Raw genomic sequence first — 22,761 nt, 5'->3', positions numbered from 1 at the left:
AGCGCACGTGACGATCGCGCGGACGCTCGGCGTCGCGATTGTCACCGGCGACTATACGCCGGGCGAGACGATTCCCGGCGAGTTCGATCTTGCCGACCGGTTCGGCGTGGCGCGCAACGTCATCCGCGAGGCGCTGCGTATGCTGACCGCCAAGGGCTTGATCGAAAGCCGCCGCAAGACGGGAACGCGGGTGCGCGAACGGGTCGACTGGAATCTGCTCGATACCGAGATGCTCGGCTGGATGTTCGAGGGCGAACCGCCGGTCGGCTTCGTCAAAAGCCTGTTCGAACTACGGCTGATCGTCGAACCGGCCGCCGCCGCGCTCGCCGCGACGCATCGCACCGCGCGGCAATTATCGCGACTCGGCCATGCGCTCGAACTGATGACGCACCACGGTCTGGAGAGCGTCGCGGGTCAGGCGGCGGACGAGCAATTCCATGCGGTGCTGCTCGAGGCGACCGCCAACGAATTGCTCGGCAGCCTGTCGAGCAGCATCTCGTCGGCGGTGCGCTGGACGACGTTCTTCAAATATCGCGTCGTCGCCGATTACATCGATTCGATCCCGCAGCATCAGGCCTTGTTCGAGACGATCGCGCGTGCCGACCCGGCGGCGGCGCATGCCGCGGCGACCGCGCTGATCGAACAGGCGCAGCGCGATACCGAACAGGCGATGCGGATCGCTTGATCCAAGTTGCGTCTTGACCGTCTTCGCAGCGGAAGTCATGTCCTACATATAAAATAGGGCAGGAGCGGGCGATGGAGCGACGGTCGGTGACGCGATGTGCCTGGACGTCCGGCATCGGGCGTGCCGCTGCCGCGCTGCTGCTCGCCTGCGGCGTCGTGGCGGCGCCGCTGGCGGCGCAGGACAGCCGCTTCGTCGCCACCGACGCGGGCAAGCTGGCGCTGCACGTCGATGGCCAGCCGTTCCTGCTGCTCGGTATCCAGCTCAACAATTCCAGCGGCTTCCCCGCCGAACTGCGCCGCCTCGCGCCCGCGATCCGGCGGAGCCATGCCAATACGGTGATGGCGCCGATCGGCTGGGAATCGGTCGAGCCGGTCGAGGGGCGGTTCGACTGGACGGTGGTCGACGGGCTGATCGCCGAGGCGCGCGCGCAGCAGGAGCGGCTGGTGCTGCTGTGGTTCGGGACGTGGAAGAACGCCAACATGAGCTACACGCCCGCCTGGGTGAAGCGCGACACCGCGCGCTTCCCGCGGGTCGTCGACGCGCAGGGCAAGCCGATCGAGGTGCTGTCGCCGATCGCCACCGCCAGCCGCGACGCCGATGCGCGCGCCTTCGCCGCGTTGATGGCGCATCTGAAAGCTGTCGACGGGAGGCAGAAGACCGTCGTCATGGTGCAGGTGGAGAATGAGGCGGGGACGCTCGGCGCCGATCGCGATCATGCGCCCGCCGCCGAGGCGCTGTTCCGCGCCGCGGTGCCCGCCGACATGCGCGGCGCGAAACCCGGCGACTGGACCGCCAATTACGCCGAGCGCGCGCCCGAGGCATTCATGGCCTATCACACCGCACGCTATATCGGCGCGGTCGCGGCGGCGGGGAAGCGCGCCTATGATCTGCCGCTCTACGTCAACGTCTGGCCGCGCGAGCAGCCGGGTCTATTGCGGCCGGGGGACAGTTCGCCCTCGGGCGGCGCGGTATCGTGGCTGCTGCCGCAATGGCGCGCGCTGGCACCCGCGATCGACGTCGTCGGCGTGGACAATTACGACACCAATGTCGCGCCTTATACCGAGATCGCGCGCGCCTATGACGTGCCCGGCAATCCGCTGTTCGTGCCCGAGACGGGCGGCAGCATGGCGCATGCCCGCCACGCCTTCTGGACGCTGGCGCAGCCGCATGCCGTCGGCATCGGCAAGTTCGGCATCGGTGCAGGCTTCGGCCTCAAGGACGGGGAGGAGGCGGAGGAGCCGATTGCGCTCGACTATCGCCTGCTGCGCGAGGCGGCGCCGTTCCTGCTGCCGCTGCGCGATGCGGGGCAGGTGCGCGTCGCGGTCGAGGAAGACGGTATGGCGAACGTGCCGCTCGTCTTCGGCGACGTGGATCTCGTCGCGCGCTTCGGCGAGGTGCGCGACGGCTATGGCGGGCCGCGCGGGCAGGGCAACAAGGACCTGTCGGGGCGGGTGATCGTCGCGCGCGCCGCGCCCGATCGCTTCCTGCTCACCGGGGCAAGGACGAACCTCAAGTTCGCGCCGCGGCTTGGCGCGCACGGCAGCGTCCAGCTCGTCACGGTCGAGGAGGGACATTTCGAGGCAGGGCGCTGGGTGCGCGAGCGGCTGCTCAACGGCGACGAGACCGCGTTCGGACTGATCCTGCCGCCGGAAGGCAAGACGCTGATGGTTACCGTGCAGGAGAATCGATGATGTGGCGTGCCGCTTTCGCACTGATGCTCGCGCTGCCGATTGCCGCCGCGCCGGCGCCGACCCCCGCACCGCTGACGATGCCAGCGATGCCGCTTCATGATCCGTGGATCGTCGCCGATGCCGCGACGCGCACCTATTGGCTGTTCACCACCAATCAGGCGGAGATGACCGGCGACAAGCGGCTCGGCATCATGGCCTATACCAGCCGCGACCTGAAGCATTGGACGCGCCCGACCGTCGTCTTCACGCTGCCGGACGGGACCTGGGCGAACGACGGTGCCTGGGCGCCCGAGGTGCATCGCTGGCGCGGTCGCTGGTATCTGTTCACGACCTTCCACAACGAAACCGCCAGGCTCGCCAAGCCGGGAACGCATCGCCGCGGCACCGTGCTGGCGGTGGCGGACCGGCTCGGCGGGCCGTTCACGCTGTTGCGCGACGGCGACCCGATCGCCCCGAAGGAACTGATGACGCTCGACGGCACGCTCCACGTCGATCGCGCCGGCAAGCCGTGGCTGGTCTATGCGCACGAATGGGTGCAGGCGCGCGACGGCACGATCGAAGCGCTGCCGCTCGATGCGACGCTCAAGGCGGCGGGCGCGCCCCGCTTGCTGTTCCGCGCTTCGGAGGCGCCCTGGGCGTCGGGCCGGCCACAGAAGGAGGGCGACAAGATCTACGTCACCGACGGGCCGGAGCTGTTCCGCACCCGCACCGGCCGGCTGTTGATGCTCTGGTCGAGCTATGACGATCGCGGTTCCTACGTGCAGGGCGTGGCGCGCTCGCGCAGCGGCGAGCTCGCCGGCCCGTGGGAGCAATTGCCGCCGCTGGTCCGCGCCGACAGCGGCCATGGCATGATCTTCCGCCGCTTCGACGGCGGGTTGATGATGGTGCTGCACCGCCCGTTCCACAATGCGCGCGGCAAATTGTACGAGATGCGTGACACCGGCGACAGCGTCGCGGTGGTGCGCGAGGCGAGCGAGCTCGACGGCGAGACTCACCCCACCCATGGAGGCTGACGCGATGACGATCCGATCCCTAGTCGCCCGCGCGCTGCTGCCCGCCGCGGCGCTGCTGGTCAGTGCGGCGGTTGCGCCGGCACGCTGGGACGCGACGGGTGCGGGCAATCCGCTGCTGCCGGGCTATTTCGCCGATCCGTCGATCGTCCGCGACGGCGGCCGCTGGTACGTCTTCGCGACGATCGATCCGTGGGGCGGCGATACGCTCGGGCTCTGGACCTCGGACAATGGCCGCGACTGGACCTTCTCGCAGCCGAACTGGCCGACCAAACAGGCGGCGACCAGCCCGACCTCGGGTGATTCCAAGGTCTGGGCGCCGTCAGTGGTCAAGGCGGCGAACGGCCGCTGGTATATGTACGTCTCGGTCGGCAGCGAGATCTGGGTCGGCAGCGCGCCTTCGCCGGCAGGGCCATGGGACGACGCCAATGGCGGCAAGCCGCTGGTCGCGCGCGACTTCGCGCCCGCCTATCATATGATCGACGCCGAGGCGTTCATCGATAGCGACGGGCAGGCCTATCTCTATTGGGGGTCGGGGCTCAACTGGACCAACGGCCATTGCTTCGTCGTCAAACTGAAGCCCGACATGGTGACCTTCGACGGCGTTCCGCGCGACGTCACCCCCGCGAACTATTTCGAGGGGCCGTTCATGGTGAAGGCGGGGAAACGCTACGCGCTGACCTATAGCGACGGCAACACGACCAAGGACACGTACAAGGTCCGCTATGCGATCAGCGACACGCCGTTCGGCCCGTTCAGGGAGGCCGCCGACAGCCCGATCCTGACCACCGATGCCAGCCGCGACATCATCAGCCCCGGCCATCACGCGATATTCCGCAGCGGCGGTCAGGCCTATATCCTCTATCACCGGCAGGCCTTGCCGTGGCCGCGCGGCGGCGAGGAGGTGTTGCGCCAGATCGCGGTCGATCCGCTGCGCATAGGCACCGACGGCACGCTGGCGCGGGTGGCGCCGTCGCATGGCGGCGCGGTGAAGGGCTTCGCGCCGGCGCGGGCGCGGGGCTTGCGCTGGCAGGCGTCGGGGAGCGGCGAGGGGGCCTATGGCGCGGCGCGTGCGGCGGACGACAATTACGCGACCTTGTGGCGAGGTGGCGGTGAGGCGGCGGCGACGCTGGTGGCCGATCTCGGCGCGGTACGCGCGGTGACGGGCAGCAGGCTGCGGCCGGAATATGCGACGCGGACCTATACGGTCGGCATCGAGGCTTCGGACGACGGCCGGGCTTGGCGCACGGTGGTGCCGACGGCGGCACGCTCGGGCTCGCCGATCGCGCTGTCGCACACGCTGCGCACGCGCTACCTGCGGCTGACGACGGGCAGCGGCAAGGACGGTTATTGGGAGTGGACGATCGACTGACGTATTACGGTCGCACGTCTCTTTTGCGCCAGCGAGTCGGGTCGCGCCGGTTCGGAAACGGTCAAAGCGGTTTCTGCATCCGGATCAGTGGGATCGCTATGCCGTTCGCAACAGCCTCGACGGTCTCCACCGGCTGGTAGCCGTTCACCGCATAGAGGCGCTCTCCGCTCAACGTCGCCATCAATTCGACGCTGGTGAAACCATGCGAAGCAGCGGCGTCCTCGCATCCCTTCAGGATAAGCCGGCCTACACCCTGCCGGACGAAATCGGGATCCGTGTACATCGCCCTGATCCTTGCGGGATGCTGCGCCGGATCGAGAAGCTCGGGCGCGCGCAATGCGCTGCTATGATCGCCCCCGTAGAGGGTCGCCCGCTTGCTCCAACCGCCGCAACCCATGATGACCCCGTCACGCTCTGCGATCAGGTAGGTGCCGTCCTCGATCAGCTGCGTGTCCAATCCCATGATCGCGTGACTGGCTGCGACCTGTTCCGGGGACAGCAAGCCGGTTTGAAGCGCATCGATCGCCCGTTCCATGAGCGCCTTGAGTGCCGGGATATCCTGCCGGGTGGCCCATCGTGTCCGGGGAGCGTCGTCGGTCAAAGCGGTCATATCACATCCAAACTGGTCGCCCGCTTGGCAGTCTAGCTTTGCGCGTTGCGCCTGTCAGCCGGGACCGCAACCCGTCCGGGCCACCACTATCACCCGGCTTGACACGCCACTGGCTTCCCCCGCCCGCGCGTCAGCACCAAAGTCACCACCGACTGCGCCGGCGCGGTCACCCCCGCGACGCAGCGCGCATCGTGCGTTGCATCGGTCAGCACCGCCTGCGCGCGCCAGCCCTGTGGCACCACCAGCGTCCGCGGCGCCACCCCGCCGTTGACGTGGACCAGCACCAGCGTCGCGCCATCCGGCGACAACGCCCCCGCGGTGTCGAGATCGTCGACCGGCACCAGTCGATAGCCGGGGCGGATATAGCGGCTGAACTGCGCCATCGCCCAATATTTGCGCGTGACGTGGATCGCATGCGGCCCCGCCGCCGGCGCCGCCAGATCGGCCTTGATCAGCCCCCAGTTCGAGGTCGGCTTGCCGTTGCCGCCCGAGAGGTTCTCCACCGCCTGCCAGAATACCCAGGCCGCCGGCTCGAGCCTCTTGAGATCGGCGACGACGTGGTCGGCGAAGGCGAGCGCCGAGGGCATGCCGTCGAAATTCTCCCGATCGCCGTCGAGCGGCGTATCGTTCTCGCTCATCCACAGCCGGATGCCCGCCGCGCGGGCGGCATCGCGCGCACCCGTCTGGTACAAGGTGCCGTAGCTGTGGACGTTGAGCTGGCCGACCCGCGCCAGCGTCGCCGGTGGATAGGCCGCGACATCGGCGAGGAACAGCCGGGAGTTGGTCTCGTCCGGTGCCGAGACGACCGTCGCCAGCCCGCGCGCCTTGAGCGCGGCGTCGCCGGCGTCGATCATCGCCGCCTGCCGCACCGGGCTCCAGTGGGCGCCCTCCTGCGTGTTGGCGGCATACCAATAATCGGTGTTGGGCTCGTTGACCGGCGACAGCGTGCGGAAGGTGATGTGATGCCGCCGCTGCAATTCCTCGACGCTGCGCGCCAGATAGGCGGCGAAGGCGCCTTCCTGACCGGGGCGCAGATTGTCGTCGGTCCGCTTCTCCGCACCCGAGACCTTGCCCGAGACGGTCATGAACCACGGCGGCGAGTTGGAGAAGGCCTCGAAGATCGCGCCCGGCACGCGCGCGTGAATCGCATCGAGCCACCAGCGCTGGTTGGCGTCCTGCGACCAGTCCCACATCCGCGGATCGTCGGCGCGCCAGTCCTGCGCCTGCGTGCCGGGCGGCAGCCGCCAGAAGCCCGGCACCGCCGCGCCGGTGCGCAGATAGGGTTTGGTGTCCGCGGCATCGCCGCCGCCGATATTGTAGCGCGCGATCGTCCAGCCGAGCCCCCGCCCGGTATAGAACATATCGGCGAGCCGCGTCCGCTCCGCCTCCGGCCAGCCGCCGGTGACGTTGGCGAACCAGGCGAGCGCGGTCCCCCAGCCCTCGAACACCGTCGACGGCCGGTCGACGGCGGCGCGCAGCACGACGGTCACCGGCCGCGTCACCGACGGCGCCGGTGCCGCCGCGGTGCCGAGCAGCAGCGCGGCGAGCAGCGCGCCGATCCGCTTCACGCCACCGACCCCGGCGCCGCGGTCGGTGCCGACAGCATCCGCACCTCGTAGATATCGACCTCGCCGCGCTTGCCGGTGAAGACGACCTTCGCCTCTGCCTTGCCCTGTTCGCCGGCGCTCCGCAGCGGATAGTCGATCGCGACGAAGCCCTCCTGCGGCTTCGCCTCGCGCGCATCGGTGGCGAGCGGCGTGCCGTCGACGCTGATCGCCAGCTCGCGATTGCCGACGTCGCCGCCCCAATAGACGACGCGCAGCACCGCCGGCCCCGGGCGGCGTTGCAGCGTCAGTGCGATCGTCTCGCCCGCCCGCAGCTTGCGTGCCGACCGGCCGTGGAGCTGCACCGTCTCGGGCTTGCTGGCGGTGAAGGCGTGGTCGCGCTCGGGCTGCATCTCGCCGAGATAGGCGACGTCGGCGGTGCGCCGCGCGAGCGCCTGCCGTTCCTGCTGCGCGCGCAGATAATCGGGCTTGGCCGCCGCCCAGGCCGCGGCGGTGAAGGTCGGGAAATAGACCGCGGTGCGTCGCTCATATTGCGCGTAGAAGGGGCTGAGCTGGAGCGGTTCGCCGAGGGCCGAGCGCGCGGTGAAGCGGTGGGCGCCACCCGCGGTGCGCAGTGCGGCGGTCGCCGGGCCGTCGACGGTGAGCGCCGGACCGAGACCGTCGAACGCCTCCGCTGCGGCGCCCATGTCGGCGGCGAGCACCAGCGGACCATGTGTGAAGGCGATCATCGTCGGATCGTCCGGCGTCGGCTCGGCCTGCAAGTGCATCGGCAGCATCAGGCGGATCCGGTCGCCCGCCTGCCAGCGCCGGTCGATGACGGCATAGCCGTCGCGCATCGTCGCCGGCGCCGGCTTGCCGTTGAGTTCGACGGTCGCACCCTGCGCCCAGCCGGGAATGCGCAGCGCGATCGGCTGCACTGCGCGGCCGGCACGGCGGACGGTGAGCGTCGCCTCGCCCTCGGTCGGCATGCGCGTGTCGAGATCGAGCGCGAGCCCCTGCCAGTCGAGGCTGCTCGGGATGTAGAGATTGACGTAGAGCGTCCCCGCCTTGCCCGCGTCATGCCAGTAGATCGAATCCGCGTGCTTGGCGTGGCTCTCCATCCCCGAGCCGACGCAGCACCAGAAGCTCTCCTCCGCGGTCGAATAGCTGCGTCGCGCGCCCGCCGACAGCGGCATGAAATAGACGAACTGGCCGGTGTCGGGCCGCTGGTGCGCGAGGATATGGTTGAGCTGAACGCGTTCGTAATAGTCGAACCACTGCGCCTTCGGCTCCCAGGCATAGAGGTGCCGGGTGAGTTTCAGCATATTGTAGCTGTTGCACGCCTCGCACGTCGCTTCGGTGATCCGCTTCGACAATTGATCGGGCTGGCCGAAATGCTCGCGCTCCGAATTGCCGCCGATGACATAGCTGTGGTGATGGGTGACGCGGTCGTGGAAGAAGCGCGCGGCGCTGGCATGCGCGGGATCGCCGGTCAGCTCGTACAGGCGGGCGAGGCCGATCAGCTTGGGGATCTGCGTATTGGCGTGCAGCCCGGCGAGCTGGTCGCGGCCGGCGGTGAGCGGGTCGAGCACCGCCTTGTGGCGGATCTTCTGCGCCATGCGCAGCCAGCGCGGATCGCCGGTCAGCGCATAGGTTTCCGCATAGGTCTCGTTCAGCCCGCCATGTTCGGCGCGCAACACCTGCTGCATCTGCGCGTCGCTCAAGGGTTCGAACACGCCCGCCAGATAGCCGGCAAGCGCGACCGCGATTCCCAGCGCCCGCGGGTTGCCGGCGAGCGTATGCGCGTCGAGCAGCCCGGCATGGACCTTGTGCCAGGTGTAGAGCGGCACCCAGCCGCCGTTGAGGTCGAAGCCGCCGGTGCGGATGTCGCCGCGGCGCACCTCCTCGAACACGACCTTGCCGTCGATCGTCTTGCCGTCGCGCTCCACCGTGGTGCCGCCGCAATAGCCGTCGCCATGCGCCGCCTGGATGCGCGCCATCTCGGCGAGCGCATGATCGAGCGTCGCGGCGACCTCCCGGTCACCAGTGTTGGCGACGACCAGCGCACAGGCCGACAGCCAGTGGCCGAGCGAATGGCCGGCGATACCCTGCGCCTCCCAGCCGGCATAGACCGGCTTGGGCGCGGGCAGTTTCGCCGACACGTAGAAATTGTGCAGCAACCGCTCGGGATCGAGCGACAGCAGATAGCGGCGGTTGGCGGCGAAGGCGTCGGCGAAATGCGACGGCTTGAGCCGGACGTGGCGCATCGGCACCGGCTCGACCCTGGTCGCCTTGTCGGCGGGCAACGCCGCGGCGAACGCCGGTCCGGCGAAGACCAGCGCGCTCGCGCCGCCGAGCAAGGTACGGCGGGTGACGCCCGGGGATGCGCAGCCATGCTGCGGCGTGTCTGCTTCTGCCGATCCCGTCATCGTTCCTCCCAAGCGCATCGCTGCCGCCGTCCTTGTCCGGTCTATGATTTGTCAGACTAGAGATGGTGATTTTGTGCGTCAACGCGGCTGCACCCGAAGCGCCCGGCAGGACGGCGCGCCACCGTATACGTGGGCCTTGCGCCGCCCGAATAAGCCGATATGTCTGACAACAAGAAGACAAATACAGGGAGCGGAAACATGCGACACGCATGGTTGTGGGCGGGAATCATCGGCAGTGTCGTGGCGAGCGCCGCGCTGGCACAGGACGGCGCGCCGCAGGTGCAGCCGGTACAGGTCGACCCGTCCCGCCCCGATTGGGAGAATCCCGCGGTGTTCGCCCGCGGCAAGCTGCCCGCCAGCGCCACCGGCTTCCCGTTCGAGAGCCGGGCGAAGGCGCTCGCCGGCGACGAGGCGGCGTCCGCGCGCCATGTCTCGCTCGACGGCACCTGGAGCTTCGCTTTCTCCCCCGATGCCGACCGGCTGCCGGCCGGGTTCGAGCGGCCCGACTATGACGTGTCGGCGTGGAAGCAGATCAAGGTGCCCGCCGACTGGCAGACGCAGGGCTTCGACCAGCCGCGCTATAACAACATCACTTATCCCTTCCCCGCCAACCGGCCGCTGATCCCGCATGCGACCAATCCGGTCGGCTCCTATCGCCGCGACGTCACCGTCCCGGCGAACTGGAGCGGGCAGGACGTCATCCTCTATATCGGCGCGGCGGGCTCGGCCTATTACGTCTGGGTCAACGGCGAGAAGGTCGGCTATTCCGAGGACAGCAAGCTGCCGAGCGAGTTCGACGTGACCAAATGGGTCAAGCCGGGCAGGAACACCGTCGCGATCCAGATCTTCCGCTGGTCGGACGGCAGCTATCTGGAGGATCAGGATTTCTGGCGCGTGTCGGGGATCGAGCGCTCGGTCTATCTGATGGCGGCGTCCAAGGTGCGGGTGCGCGACGTCTTCGTCCATGCCGGGCTCGACGAAGCCTATCGCGACGGCCGGCTCGCGGTCGACGTCGCGGTGACGCCGGGCAGCGCGGCGAGCGTGCGGCTGGTGCTGCTCGACGGCGCGCGGCAGGTGCTCACCCGGACGCAGCCCGTCGCGGCCGCCGCGGCGGAGCGCAAGCTGACGCTGACCGCGGACGTGCCGGCGGTGAAGCCATGGACCGCGGAGACGCCCGATCTCTACACGCTCGTCACCGAACTGGTCGACGCACGCGGCACGGTGCTGCAATCGACCGCGCGCGCGATCGGCTTCCGCACCGTCGCGATGCTGAACGGGCAGGTCACCGTCAACGGCAAGCCGATCACGATCCGCGGCGTCAACCGCCACGAACACGATCCCGAGACCTTCCACGTCGTCAGCCGCGCCTCGATGGAACGCGATATCCAGCTGATGAAGCGGAACAACGTCAATGCGATCCGCACCTCGCATTATCCCAACGACCCGTATCTCTACGATCTCGCCGACCGCTACGGCCTGTACGTCATGGACGAGGCGAATATCGAGAGCCACGCGTATATGGATTACGCCAACCGCGTCCCCGACGAGCGGGCGAAATATCAGATCGGCTTCGATCCGGCGTGGAAGGACGCGCATGTCAGTCGCGTCGCCAATATGGTCGAGCGCGACAAGAACCATGCCTCCGTGATCTTCTGGTCGCTCGGCAACGAGGCGGGGATCGGCCCCAATTTCCGTGCCGCCGCCGAGGCGGCGCGGGCGCGCGATCCGGGCCGGCTGATCTCCTATCTCGGCTGGGGGACCTTCGGCGGCATCCACGATCACCGCCCCAATGACTTCGCCGACATCTATGCGCCGATGTACGACCCGGCGGTGCGAATGGCCGATTACGCCGCCAACTGGAATTTCAAACAGCCGATGATCCAGTGCGAATATGCGCATATGATGGGCAATTCGGGCGGTAACCTGAAGGAATATTGGGACACGATCTACGCCCATCCCGACAAGTTGCAGGGTGGCTTCGCCTGGGACTGGGTCGACCAGTCGATGTACCGCTACACCAAGGACGGGCGGCGCTATTGGGGTGACGGCGGCGAATATGGCCCCAATCCGGGCGGCGATATCGAGTTCGGCGACGGCCTGTTGCAGTCGGACCGGACGCCCAATCCGCAATTGTTCGAGCTGCGCAAGGTCTATGCGCCGGTGCAGTTCGACGGCTTCGACCCGGCGAGCGGGCGCGTCACCGTGCGCAACCGTCACGACTTCCGCGACCTGTCGGGCTTCGATTTCGACTGGGAGCTGGCCGAGAACGGCGTCGTCGTCGCGCAGGGTGCGCTGCCGCCGCAAAGCGTCGGGCCGCGTGCCGCCGGTTCGCTGACGCTGCCGGTGGCGAGCTGGCCGCGCAAGCCGGATGCCGAATATTTCGTGACCGTGCGGGTCCGCGCCAAGGCCAATGCGATCCCCGCGGTGGCGGGCGGCACGACGCTCGGCTTCGAGCAATTCGCGCTCGGCGGCGCCGCGTCGGTCGGCACGCCGCCGGTTGCGGGCAAGGTCGACCTGCGCCAGTCGGGCGGCGCGATCACGCTGGCGGCGGGCGGGGCGAGCCTCGAGATCGATCGCGCGACCGGTCTGGTGCGCCGCTACGCCGCGGACGGGCGCGAGCTTGCCGCGGGCGGCGCGCCGCACTTCTGGCGGGCGGTCACCGACAACGATCTCGGCATCGGCACCGCCGAACAGCTCAAGGTCTGGAAGACGATGAGCGACACGCGCCGCGTCACCGCGGTGCGTCAGGCGAGGACCGACGCGGGCGCGAGCGTCACCGTCGACTATGCGCTCGGCGATGGCGATGCGACCTTTGCCACCGTCTATACGATGGCGGGTGACGGTACGGTCGAGGTGCAGGGCGCGCTGACCCCGCTGAAGACCAAATTGCCGTCGCCGTTCCGCGTCGGGCTCGCCTTCGCGCTGCCGACCGATATCGCCACGGTCGAATGGTATGGCCGCGGGCCGCATGAAAGCTATGTCGACCGCAAGACCTCGGCGCCGATCGGCCTGTGGCGTGGTGCGATCGCCGCGCAGAACCACGATTACATCCGCCCGCAGGAAACCGGCAACAAGGTCGACGTGCGCTGGATGGAGCTGTCGGGGGCGGGGCGCGGGCTGCGCGTGCAGGGCGCGACGCCGCTGATGATGAACGCGCTCGCCTTTCCTTATGCCGATCTCGACCGGCATGAACCGGGCACGTGGAAGTCGACCGACGTCGTGCCGCACGGCCAGGTGACCTTGCTGGTCGATGCGGCGCAATGGGGGGTCGGCGGCGACACGCAATGGAGCGAGTTCGGCAAGCCGCTGCCGCACTATCGCGTGCCGGTGGCGCCGACCCGCGTCGCCTTCCGCCTCGCGCCCTTCACCGGCGAGGGGACGACCCCGGACAAGGCGCGCACGGCGACCGCGACGGGCAACGACTGAGGCGGCGGGGGGTGCGGCGTGCGAGGACGCCGTACCTTCGCAGCCCGGTGCACCCCGGAATGAGTCAAAACCTCTGCGAAAGTCCCATCGCCTAAATCAACGCAGTGCTCCTGCGAACGCAGGAGCCCAGAGCCAAGCACAGAAACGTCTTATGGCCTTCGGGACTTCTGGGCTCCTGCTTTCGCAGGAGCACTGGGCGACTTTCGCAGAGGTCTCTAACGAATTGGGACTGACGAATCCGATGAGAAGCCGTGTGCGCCTCGCGGCCGCAACCTTATTCGATCGCCGAGCCCGCCCCGTCAGAAGCGCACGCGCACCGTGCCGCCATAGGTGCGCGGATTGCCGGGATAGCCCTGAACGATGCCGGTCGACTTGGTGTAGCCGAGCAGATTGATGAAATAGGCCTTGTCGAACAGATTCTCGACCCAGAGCTGCATCTCGAGCCGCTCGTTGTCGAGCAGCACGCCGGCGCGCGCGCTGGCGAGCGCATAGGCGGGGATCTCCGCCGAGGGATCGAGCGTGATCGTCGTATTCTGCTTCGAGCGCCAGTTGACGTCGATCAGCCCATAGGCCTTGGTCGTGGCGTCGAGCCGCTGCGTATAGTCGACGGTGAGATCGCTGGTCCATGCCGGCGCCCATGCCACCTGCCGCCCGGTAAGGTCACAGGTCACCCGGTCGGTCACCTGCCCCGGACAGACCGAATTGGGGAAGGAGGAATAGGTCGCCTTGTCATAGGCGATGAACCCCTTGGTATGCAGGCCCGGCACCAGCCACGTCTCATTCTCCAGCTCGATGCCGCGCGAGGTCAGCGAGCCGACGTTGGCGAGGAATTTGAGCGCGGTATTGCCGACGCCGACCGACTGGTTCGCCTGATAGTTGCGCACCTTGGTATGGAAGGCGGTGAGGTTGAACAGGATGCGGTGGTCGAGGAAGGTCGACTTGATCCCCGCCTCGAAATTGTCGGCGGTCTCGCCCTTCACCGTCTGGCCTGTACCGGGCGGCAGGTCGGGACCGGCGTTGAATGGCAACAGGTTGAAGCCGGCCGATTTGTTGCCGCGCGCATATTTGCCGTAGACGAACACGTCGGGGGTCACGCGGTAATTGGCGCCGATCTCGCCCGACAGCGCGCTGTCCTTCAGGCTGGTGTCGACATGGCCGAGCTGCGCATTGGCACCCGCGGCGGACAGGACGGCGATCTGCGCGGCGTTGAGCGCGCCGGGATTGGACGCGACGACACCGTCGTACAACTGGCTGCGTCGTTCCCACGTCTGGCGCAGGCCGGCATCGATCGCCAGCCGGCGCGATGCCTCGGGATGCCAGGTGACGTTGCCGAACAGCGCGTCGGTATCGGTGTGGAAGATCGCCTGGCTGCGGATGCCGAAGCCGGCGACGCGCGCGGCATAGGCGCCCTGTGCCCAGTTGCGCCCGACGACCGTGGGGAAGGCGCTGGCCGAGGGATTGGCCGCCCAGATATTGTACTGGCGGCCGAAGCGGACCCGCGAATCGACCTGCAGCCGCTGGCGGCTGAGGAAGCCGCCGAAGGTCGCCTCGATCGGTCGGTCGCGCGGCGTCGCCCAGCGCAGCTCCTGCGACACCTGCTTCTCGACGTTGCACGAGCCATAGTCGCTGATCGCGTCGAGTTGCGTGTAATCATTGTCGTTGTTGGTGAAGCAGCTCCAGCGTTGCCAGCCGGTGATCGACGTGAAGGTGCCGAGATCGGCGGGCGACCAGTCGATCTGGCCGCTCGCGCTGTCGAGGCTGGTGCGGGCATCGAGCCGGCCGTCGATATTGACGTAGCGGTCGCGCGCGTTGCTGGTCAGCAGCGGATAGCCAGCCGCCGCCATCCGCGCCTGCAACCCCGCCGGATTGTAGACCGACAGGATCACCGGCGAGATCGTCGGGAAGAACTGGCGCGCATGCGTGCCGATCAGCCGGATGGCGAGAACGTCGGTCGGCGTCGCGAGCAACTGGCCGCGCACGCCGATACCCTGGCGCGCGTTCTGATATTGGTTGTTGAAAAGGTTCTTATAAGTGCCGTCGCGGTTGCTGTAGAAGCTCGACAGGCGGATCGCGAGCTTGTCGGCGATCAACGGGCCGGTGACGCTGCCCTTCACCTCGGTGAAGCCGAAATTGCCGGTGCTCGCCTCGGCGGTGCCGCCGGACGTGAAGCTGGGTTTCAGCGTGTTGATCAGCACCGCGCCGGCGGTGGTGTTCTTGCCGAACAGCGTTCCCTGCGGCCCGCGCAGCACCTCGACGTCGGCGAGGTCGTTGAAATCGTTCGACACCATGCCTTGGCGGCCGGTGTAGACGCCGTCGACGAACACGCCGACCGACCCGTCGATGCCATCGGTGTTGAAGCCGTTGTTGCCGATGCCGCGGATGCCGAGGTTGAGCTGCTTTGGATTGGTCAGATAGACCGAGAAGGCGGGCAGCTTGAACTGGAAATTGGTGAAATTGGTGAGGTTCTGCCGCGTCAGCGTGGCGGCGCCGATGACGGTGATCGGGATCGGCACGCGCTGCGCATTTTCGCTGGTCTTGCGCGCGACGACGGTGATCTCGCGATCCTCGCCTTCCTCCCCAGCGGCGGCGTCGGGGGTGCCGGGATTGTCGGCCGTCGCGGTCTGCGCGAGCGCCGGCACGGCGGCCAACAGCGCCGAGCTCGCCAGCCAGGCAAGCGTCATCCGGCGACGAAGCGTCGCCTTGCGTTCGATCGTCATTGCTGAACCCCCGTGATCTTATCCGGCCGGGCTAGCCACGATCCGTTACGTCGCTGTTACAATCCGGACATCAACTGCGCTGGTCGCGGATGCCGGGGCGCCCGGGTTCGAGCGCGAAGCGGACGAGGTCGCGGATACCCGATTGCGGATCGCGCGCGTCGTCCAGCCCGCGGAAGGTGACGCGACCCTCCTTCGCGGTCAGGTCCACGAGGCCATAGCCGCGCACCTCGTTTTCGGCGAAGACGAGACCGTTCGCCGCCGCCTGCTGCTTGAAGCTGGCGTCGTGGAACAGCGAGGTGATCGATCCGCCGACGAACTCCGCCGCGATCGGCGCCGCATCGGGCTGCGCGGGATCGTGGACGTCGGCGGCGGCGAAGGCGTGGATGTCGCCGCCCAGCGCTACCGGGTTGGAAGTGCGCGACTCGACCCAGCGGCGGTAGATGCGATCGCGCGCGGCGGGATAGCCCGACCAATTGTCCGCCGAATATTGCACGCCGCGCTCGGGATGGTCGGCGTTGATGCGGCCCTGCTGGTGCATCAGCGTCTGCTGCGCGAGCAGATTCCATTGCGCGCGGCTGTCGCCCAGCGCCTGCATCAGCCAGGCTTCCTGCGCGTCGCCGAGCATCGTGCGGTCGGCGGCATAGAGATCGGGGCAGGGCTCGATCAGCGTGCGATAGCGCGCATGCGCCGCGACCAGCCCCGGCGGCTGGCAGGCGCGGGCGCCGCGATACTGGCGATCGTCGACGATCTGGAATTGCGCCAGCCGGCCCCAGTCGAGCGTGTGGTAGATGCGCATCGCCGGCCCCAGCGGCGGCGCGGCGCGGACCGGCTGATGCTCGTACCACGCCTGATAGGCGGCGGCGCGCCGCAGGAGGAAGGCGGCGGGGTCGGTGTTGTTCTGGTCGAGCGCGGCGGCATAGTCGTTGGCGACCTCGTGATCGTCCCAGGTCAGCACCCACGGCGCGGCGTGATGCGCCGCCTGCAGCAGCGGATCGCTCTTGTAGGTGGCGTAGCGGACGCGATAGCCGGCGAGATCCTTGGGCTCCGGATTCTGGTGCAGGCGCACCGCATCCTTGGCGGTCGGCGCGCCCTCGTAGATGTAGTCGCCGAGGAACAGCACGAAATCCGGGTCGTCGGCGACCAGATGACGATAGGCGGCGTAGAAGCCCGATTCGTATTTCTGGCACGATCCGTAGGCGAGCCGGAGCCGCTCGACCGGCGCCCCCGCCGCCGGTGCGGTGCGCGTCCGCCCGACCGGGCTCGTCTCGCCGCCGGCGAGGAAGCGGTAGAAATAGCGGCTGGCCGGGCGCAGCCCGCGCACGTCGACGTGGACGCTATGCCCCCAGCGCGGCTCGGCGCGCGCCTCCCCCGTGCGCACGATCCGCGTGAAGCCTTCGTCGGTCGCGACCTGCCAGCGCACCGGCACCGCGAGCGGCGGCATGCCGCCCGCCGCATCGAGCGGCTGCGGCGCCAGCCGCGTCCACAGGATCACCGAATCGGGCAAGGGATCGCCCGAGGCGACGCCGAGCGCGAACACTCCGGCGGGCAGCCGCTCCGCCCCGCGCGCCGCCACCGTCAGCAGCGCGGCGGAGCCGCCGATCAGCGCACGCCGGGTCAGCACCGGCGCGGTCTTGCTCGTCTCAACCATGGATAAGGTCCCGCATCGCCGCGCTATCGTTCCGCGTTGCGCGGCGATGATGACAGCGTGATGACGCCCGGCGCGGCTCAGCCCGGCTTGAGCTGCGCCGAATCGATGTGCCAGCGCAACTGGCCGGGGCTGGCGCCGTCGACGTCGTTGACGCGGCGCACGACATAGCGGCCGCGGAAGCGCTGGTGACGGCCGTCGTCGAGCGTCGCGTCGACGGTGACCGGTACCGGCTGGTAGAGCGATCCCGCCCCGGCGTCGCCCGGCGGCAGCGTGCCGATCGTCACCCGCGTCGTGCGGGTATGCGCGAAGCCGCCCGCGAAGGCGGCGTAGGTCTGGCCGGGGCGGCCGTCGTCGCCCCATTGCTGCCAGGCGGTGCCATAGTCGCCCGCGTTGAGCGCGGCGTAATAGCGCTGCACCACCGCCGCGGCGGCGGCGGCGCTCTTGGGCGGCGGCGTACAGCCCGGCATCGGCGCGCCCTTGCCGTCGAACAGCGCGCAACTGCGCGCGATCTCGTCGTCGATCAGCGCGCAGCTGTTGACGGCGTTGCACGGCGGATGCGTCGCCGGCGAGACGTTGCGGCAGATCGCGACGCGGCGGGCGGCCGCGGCGGCGCCGATCTCGGCGGCGCAGGACAGCGGGCGGGTACGGCGCGGCGTCGTCGCGGCGACCGGCGCGGCGGCGGCCGGTCGCGACGCAGGGGCGGTCGTCGCGGCGACGCCATCACCCGCGGCCCGTTCGGTCCGGCCATCGGCGCTGCCGCAGCCGGCGAGCAGCAGCGGCGCGCACCACGATGCCGCCGCGATCCATGTCTGTTTCATCGGGTAACTGCCTCCATCACCGTCGTTCTAGCCGCTATCGCCGCGCCCAGAAACGCACATAGTCCACCGCCATCCGCTGCGGCAGCGCGGCATCGTCCACGCCCTTCACGCCGCCCCAGTCGCCGCCGATCGCGAGGTTGAGGATCAGCTGATACGGCCGGGTGAACGGCCATGCCGCCGCACCGCCGGGGCGATCGTTGGCGACGCGCATATAGGCGCGGCCGTCGACGCCGATCAGGATCGCATCGCGCCGCCAGTCGAGCTGGTAGCGATGATAAGCGGTGCAGGCGGTCGGCACGGTCAGCTGCGCGCCGCGCTGCGTGCCCTTGACGTGATTGTAGGCCGCGCTGTGCACCGTCGCATGGACGACGTTCGGGTCCCAGCCGACCATCTCCATCACGTCGATCTCGCCCACCGCCGGCCAACGCCCCGACGACGGCAGCAGCCAGATCGCCGGCCACGTCCCCCGGCCGCACGGCAGGCGCGCGCGGATTTCGTAGAATCCGTAGCCGAAGGCGCGGCGGCTGACGAGCTTGGCCGAGGTATAGGCCTGGCCGCCGCTGTCGGGTGCGGTCGCCCGCTCGGCGCGCGCCTCGATCACCAGCGCGCCGTCGCGGATGCGGGCGTTGGCGGGGCCGTAATATTGCTTCTCGTGGTTGAACCAGCCCGTCTTGTTCTGGGCCATGTCGAACCGCCACAGGGTCAGATCGATGCGCGGACCGTCGAATTCGTCGGCGACGTCGGGTGCGCGCGCGGGGGCGGCGATCGGCCGGTCGACGCGCTGGTCGGTCGCGCCGAGCGTCGCCGGCGGGGCGATGGCCGCCTGCGCGGCGAGCAACATAGGCAGCAGGATCGGCGACATGGCAGCACCCTCGATATCCAGATTTTCATCAGCCTATCAGTCTCTTGCCGCGTCGGGTGACGAAAAGTTCATGATCGCGCCATCGCCGGGACAGCGGAACGCGTGCAGGACGGCGGGATGGCATCGCAACGCTCCCGATCGCTGCGGTGGCGGCTCGCCTGGATCGCCGGTATCGCCGGCGGCGTGCTCGCGCTCCTCGCCGGGATCGCCGCCAGCGCCGGCTTCTTCGACCGCGATGCCGCGCATCTGTTCGGCCCACAGGGGATCGCGCGGCCGATCGGCGTGCTCTACGTGTCGGGCGACATGGGGCTGCGCTACGGCCCCAATCCGCATACCGTACGCGCTTTGGCCGGGCAGGGGTTCCCGGTCGTCGCCCTGAGTTCGCCGGCCCTGTTCGGCCTGCGCCGGACGCGGGCGGAGGTCGACCGGATCGTCGCCGACGGCGTACGCGCCGCGCTGGCGCGGACAGGCGCGGCGCGACTGATGCTGATCGGCCAATCCTATGGCGCCGACGTCTTGCAGACCGGGCTCGCCGATCTGCCGGTGGCGCTGCGCAGCCACGTCGCCGGCGTGGTGCTGGTGGTGCCCGGCGAGACCGTGTTCTTCCGCGCCGACCCGTCCGGCCTCGTCTATCGCGGCACCCCCGACAGCGAGAGCCGCGCGACGCTCGCCCGGCTCGGTTGGACGCATCTCACCTGCATCTACGGCGCGGCGGAGGTCGACAGCGCCTGCCCGGACCTTTTGGCAGGGCGCCGGGCGGGGCGGGCTGGGCAGGCGACGGTGGTGGCGATGCCCGGCGGCCATTTCCTCAACGACGACCGCGCCGGCCTGTTCGCGCACATCCTCGCGGCGATCCGCCACGCCGCGCCCGACGCATTCGCGCGTTGATTCGCAATGGTGCTGCGGTTCCGGGGCGTGCGTGCCGTCTATGATCGTATGATGGTGGGGGATACGATCATGACGATGGCACGAATCACGACGGTCGTGGCGGGGATGCTGGCGGTCGCGGCGGGGGCGTCGGCGGCGCAGGCGAATTTGCGCCCGGGGGCGCCGGCGGTGATCGGCCGCTGGGCCAATCCACGCGGCACGCTGGCGGTGCAGACCGGGCGCTGCGCCGACGGCGCGCTGTGCGGCCAGATCGTCTGGGCCAGCCCGCAGGCGCGCGCCGAGGCGCGCGGCGCCGGCCTGCCCGACCTCGTCGGCACGCAATTGCTGCGCGGCTATCGCCGCAACAAATCGGGCGCCTGGGAGGGCAAGGTGTTCGTGCCCGACATGGGCCGCACCTTCTCCTCGCGCATCCACCAGAGCTCGCCCGCGACGCTGACCATCACCGGCTGCGTCGTCGGCACCTTCCTGTGCAAGTCGCAGACCTGGCACCGGGTGGCGTGACGACCGGCCGTCTGGATGCGGTGATGGCGCTCGCGCAGCATCACCGCCGCAGCCTGACGGTCGCCGCGGTGCTGCTCGTCGCGGGCATCGGCTTCGCCGCCTTGCGGCTGGTACTGCGCGAGGTGCATCTCAGCGACGTGCGCAAGGCGCTGGCTGCGATCCCCGACGTGCGGATCGCCGCCAGCCTCGCGCTCACCACCGCCAGCTATCTGCTGCTCACCGGTCTCGACTGGGTGGCGCTGCGCGCGATCGGCCGCCCGCTGCCGTGGCGGGTCGCCGCGGCGGGATCGTTCACCTCCTATACGCTCAGCCACAATCTCGGCCTGTCGCTGATCACCGGCGGCTCGGCGCGGCTACGCCTCTATGGCGCCGCGGGACTCGCGTTCGGCGAGATCGCGCAGGTCGCCGGCATCTGCGCGATCGCCTTCTGGGCGGGCGTCGCCGGGGCGGCGGGGATCGGGCTGATCATCGGCGACGGCATCGTCCTCGGTCCGGTGACGCTGTCGCCGGTCGCTGCGCAGGGACTGGGCGTCCTGTTGCTCGCCTTGCTCGCGGTGCTGCCGGTGCTGCGGCTGCGCGGTGCGACGACGCTCGGTCCGGCGCGGTTCGGCATCGCGCTGCCCAGTCTGCGCCAGATGGGCGCGCTTGCCGGCCTGTCGCTCGCCGATCTCACCATGGCCTCGGCCGCGCTCTTCGTGCTGGTGCCGGGCACCGCGCCCGGCGCCTTTCCCGGCTTCGTCGTCGCTTATGCCGTCGCCGTGGTCGTCGCGCTGCTGCTCCACGTCCCCGGCGGCCTGGGGGTGTTCGAGACGGTGGTGCTGGCGACCGTGCCCGGCGACCGCCCGACGCTGTTCGCCGCGCTGCTGCTCTACCGGCTGATCTATTATCTGCTGCCGCTGCTCGTCGCCGCGATCGGCATCGCCGCCAGCGAGGGCTGGCGGCTGCGCCATCCGATCCGCCGCGGCCTCTCCTATGTCGATCGCGCCGGGCAGTTGCTGGCGCCGAGCGCGGTCACCGTGCTGGTCTTCGTCGCCGGCTTCGTGCTGCTCGTCTCGGGCGCGCTGCCGGGGGTGAAGGGGCGGCTGACCGAGTTGACCGATCTGGTGCCGCTGCCGTTCATCGAGGGGTCGCACATGGCGGGCAGCCTGATCGGCACCGCGATGCTGCTCGTCGCGCCGGCGCTCACCGCACGGCTGCGTTCGGGCTGGGCGGCGGCGCGCATCCTGCTCGTCGGTGGCGCGATCTTCTCGCTGCTCAAGGGCCTCGATTACGAGGAGGCGTCGCTCCAGCTGATCGTCGCCGGGGTGCTGCAATATTGCAAGGCGAGCTTCTATCGCGAGGGCGGCATCCTCACCGACAGGCCGCGCTGGCCGTGGCTGGTCGCCGCCGCCGCGGCGCTGGGGCTCAGCATCTGGGCGGGCTTCTTCGCCTACAAGCGCACGCCGTACAGCGACGAATTGTGGTGGCGGTTCGCGCTCGACGCCAATGCGCCGCGCTTCCTGCGCGCCAGTTTCGCCGCGGGCGTGCTGCTCACCGCGGTATCGGCGTGGCAATTGCTCACCGCCAGCCGGACGCGGACGATGCCCGACGCCCTGCCGCCCGAGCCGGTGCTGGCGGCGGCGCTGGCGCATTGCCCGCGCACCGACGCCGCGCTCGCCTTCACCGGCGACAAGAGCTTCATCGTCTCCGCCGCCGGCGACGCCTTCCTGATGTACCGCGTGCAGGGGCGCAGCTGGGTGGTGATGGGCGACCCGGTCGGCCCGGCGGCGGCGTGGAGCGAACTGGTCTGGAGCATCCGCCGCGCCTGCGACGCGCGCGCCGGGCGATTGTGCTTCTATCAGGCGAGCGAGCGGATGCTGCCGCTGTTCGTCGAACTGGGGTTGCAGGCGATCAAATATGGCGAGGAGGCGCATGTCGTGCTCGCCGACTTCACCACCGCCGGTCCGCGCGGCAAGCCGTTGCGCCACGCGGTGCGGCGGACCGAGGCGGCGGGCGGGGTGTTCTCAGTCGAACCGGCGAGCGCGGTGCCGGGGCTGATGGCCGAGTTGGGCGAAGTCTCCGCGGCTTGGCTCGCCGCCAAGGCGGGGCGCGAGAAACGGTTCAGCCTCGGGGCGTTCGATGCCGCCTATCTGACGCGCTTTCCGATCGCGCTGGTGCGGGTCGAGGGGCGGATCGTCGCCTTCGCCAACATCTGGGTCTCGGGCGACGGCGACGAAGCGTCGGTCGACCTGATGCGCCACCATCCCGACGCGCCTTATGGCACGATGGAGATGATGCTGGTGCGGCTGATCGAATGGGCGCGGAGCGAGGGATATGACCGCTTCAACCTCGGCATGGCGCCGCTGTCGGGCATGCCGAGCGGACGGCTGGCGCCGGTATGGGCGCGGCTCGGCCATGCATTGTTCGCCAATGGCGAGCGGCTCTACGGCTTCGCCGGGCTGCGCGCGTTCAAGGCCAAGTTCGGCCCCGTCTGGGTGTCGCGCTACGTCGCCACGCCCACCGGAGCGGCGATGCCGCGCGCGCTGATCGATCTCGCGCGGCTGGTGAGCGCCTGATCGCC

General features: G+C 69.4%; 15 protein-coding genes. 8 read left to right on the top strand and 7 right to left on the bottom strand.

Going from position 1 to position 22,761, the window contains the following annotated elements; genetic code table 11:
* Positions 1 to 7: 7 nt before the first annotated feature.
* From MC45_RS13040 to MC45_RS13025, 4 genes are all read left to right on the top strand, one after another.
* A complete protein-coding gene (locus tag MC45_RS13040; protein ID WP_245640722.1) occupies positions 8 to 685 on the top strand; it encodes a FadR/GntR family transcriptional regulator in 678 nt (225 codons plus the stop codon).
* 71 nt (positions 686 to 756) lie between these two features.
* A complete protein-coding gene (locus tag MC45_RS13035) occupies positions 757 to 2,376 on the top strand; it encodes a DUF5597 domain-containing protein (RefSeq protein ID WP_156143838.1) in 1,620 nt (539 codons plus the stop codon).
* The gene (locus MC45_RS13030; RefSeq protein ID WP_038663900.1) at positions 2,373 to 3,389 is read left to right on the top strand and encodes a glycoside hydrolase family 43 protein; all 1,017 of its coding nucleotides are present in this window, start codon (positions 2,373 to 2,375) and stop codon (positions 3,387 to 3,389) included. The genes MC45_RS13035 and MC45_RS13030 overlap by 4 nt, the downstream gene beginning before the upstream one ends.
* 4 nt (positions 3,390 to 3,393) lie before the next feature.
* On the top strand, positions 3,394 to 4,758 hold the full coding sequence (locus tag MC45_RS13025) for a family 43 glycosylhydrolase (RefSeq protein ID WP_052075668.1): 1,365 nt from the start codon (positions 3,394 to 3,396) through the stop codon (positions 4,756 to 4,758).
* 61 nt (positions 4,759 to 4,819) lie between these two features.
* Here MC45_RS13025 and MC45_RS13020 read toward each other — a convergent pair whose 3' ends face one another.
* The 3 genes from MC45_RS13020 to MC45_RS13010 all read right to left on the bottom strand — a co-directional run bounded on the left by MC45_RS13020 (position 4,820) and on the right by MC45_RS13010 (position 9,341).
* The gene (locus MC45_RS13020) at positions 4,820 to 5,368 is read right to left on the bottom strand and encodes a GNAT family N-acetyltransferase (protein ID WP_038663897.1); all 549 of its coding nucleotides are present in this window, start codon (positions 5,366 to 5,368) and stop codon (positions 4,820 to 4,822) included.
* 89 nt (positions 5,369 to 5,457) lie between these two features.
* Positions 5,458 to 6,936: a glycoside hydrolase gene (locus MC45_RS13015; RefSeq protein WP_156143837.1), complete on the bottom strand. Its 1,479-nt coding sequence runs from the start codon at positions 6,934 to 6,936 to the stop codon at positions 5,458 to 5,460.
* A complete protein-coding gene (locus tag MC45_RS13010; RefSeq protein ID WP_052075667.1) occupies positions 6,933 to 9,341 on the bottom strand; it encodes a glycoside hydrolase family 127 protein in 2,409 nt (802 codons plus the stop codon). The genes MC45_RS13015 and MC45_RS13010 overlap by 4 nt, the downstream gene beginning before the upstream one ends.
* Positions 9,342 to 9,539: 198 nt before the next feature.
* Between MC45_RS13010 and MC45_RS13005 the strand changes: the two genes are divergently transcribed.
* Positions 9,540 to 12,767: a glycoside hydrolase family 2 TIM barrel-domain containing protein gene (locus MC45_RS13005; RefSeq protein ID WP_038663894.1), complete on the top strand. Its 3,228-nt coding sequence runs from the start codon at positions 9,540 to 9,542 to the stop codon at positions 12,765 to 12,767.
* A 299-nt stretch (positions 12,768 to 13,066) separates the two neighbouring features.
* On the opposite strand, the gene MC45_RS13000 is transcribed toward MC45_RS13005, so the two are convergent.
* From MC45_RS13000 to MC45_RS12985, 4 genes are all read right to left on the bottom strand, one after another.
* The gene (locus MC45_RS13000) at positions 13,067 to 15,484 is read right to left on the bottom strand and encodes a TonB-dependent receptor (RefSeq protein WP_081974437.1); all 2,418 of its coding nucleotides are present in this window, start codon (positions 15,482 to 15,484) and stop codon (positions 13,067 to 13,069) included.
* Between the two features lie 70 nt (positions 15,485 to 15,554).
* Entirely contained in the window at positions 15,555 to 17,132 is a 1,578-nt protein-coding gene (locus MC45_RS12995) for an alkaline phosphatase D family protein (protein WP_038663892.1), read from the bottom strand.
* Between the two features lie 77 nt (positions 17,133 to 17,209).
* Positions 17,210 to 17,950 carry a hypothetical protein gene (locus MC45_RS12990; RefSeq protein WP_156143836.1) on the bottom strand — a complete coding sequence of 247 codons (741 nt, stop codon included), beginning with the start codon at positions 17,948 to 17,950 and terminating at the stop codon, positions 17,210 to 17,212.
* Between the two features lie 34 nt (positions 17,951 to 17,984).
* Positions 17,985 to 18,812 (bottom strand): glycoside hydrolase family 16 protein, encoded by an 828-nt coding sequence (locus MC45_RS12985; protein ID WP_081974436.1) that lies wholly within the window; start codon positions 18,810 to 18,812, stop codon positions 17,985 to 17,987.
* A 117-nt stretch (positions 18,813 to 18,929) separates the two neighbouring features.
* Between MC45_RS12985 and MC45_RS12980 the strand changes: the two genes are divergently transcribed.
* From MC45_RS12980 to mprF, 3 genes are all read left to right on the top strand, one after another.
* Positions 18,930 to 19,700: an AcvB/VirJ family lysyl-phosphatidylglycerol hydrolase gene (locus tag MC45_RS12980; protein WP_038663889.1), complete on the top strand. Its 771-nt coding sequence runs from the start codon at positions 18,930 to 18,932 to the stop codon at positions 19,698 to 19,700.
* A gap of 69 nt (positions 19,701 to 19,769) precedes the next feature.
* Entirely contained in the window at positions 19,770 to 20,201 is a 432-nt protein-coding gene (locus MC45_RS12975) for a DUF2147 domain-containing protein (protein WP_052075819.1), read from the top strand.
* Positions 20,168 to 22,756 carry a bifunctional lysylphosphatidylglycerol flippase/synthetase MprF gene (mprF, locus tag MC45_RS12970; RefSeq protein ID WP_052075666.1) on the top strand — a complete coding sequence of 863 codons (2,589 nt, stop codon included), beginning with the start codon at positions 20,168 to 20,170 and terminating at the stop codon, positions 22,754 to 22,756. The genes MC45_RS12975 and mprF overlap by 34 nt, the downstream gene beginning before the upstream one ends.
* Positions 22,757 to 22,761 lie beyond the last annotated feature (5 nt).

The organism is Sphingomonas taxi (assembly GCF_000764535.1).
Lineage (GTDB): Bacteria > Pseudomonadota > Alphaproteobacteria > Sphingomonadales > Sphingomonadaceae > Sphingomonas > Sphingomonas taxi.
This window is presented reverse-complemented; position numbering and strand designations above follow the sequence as displayed.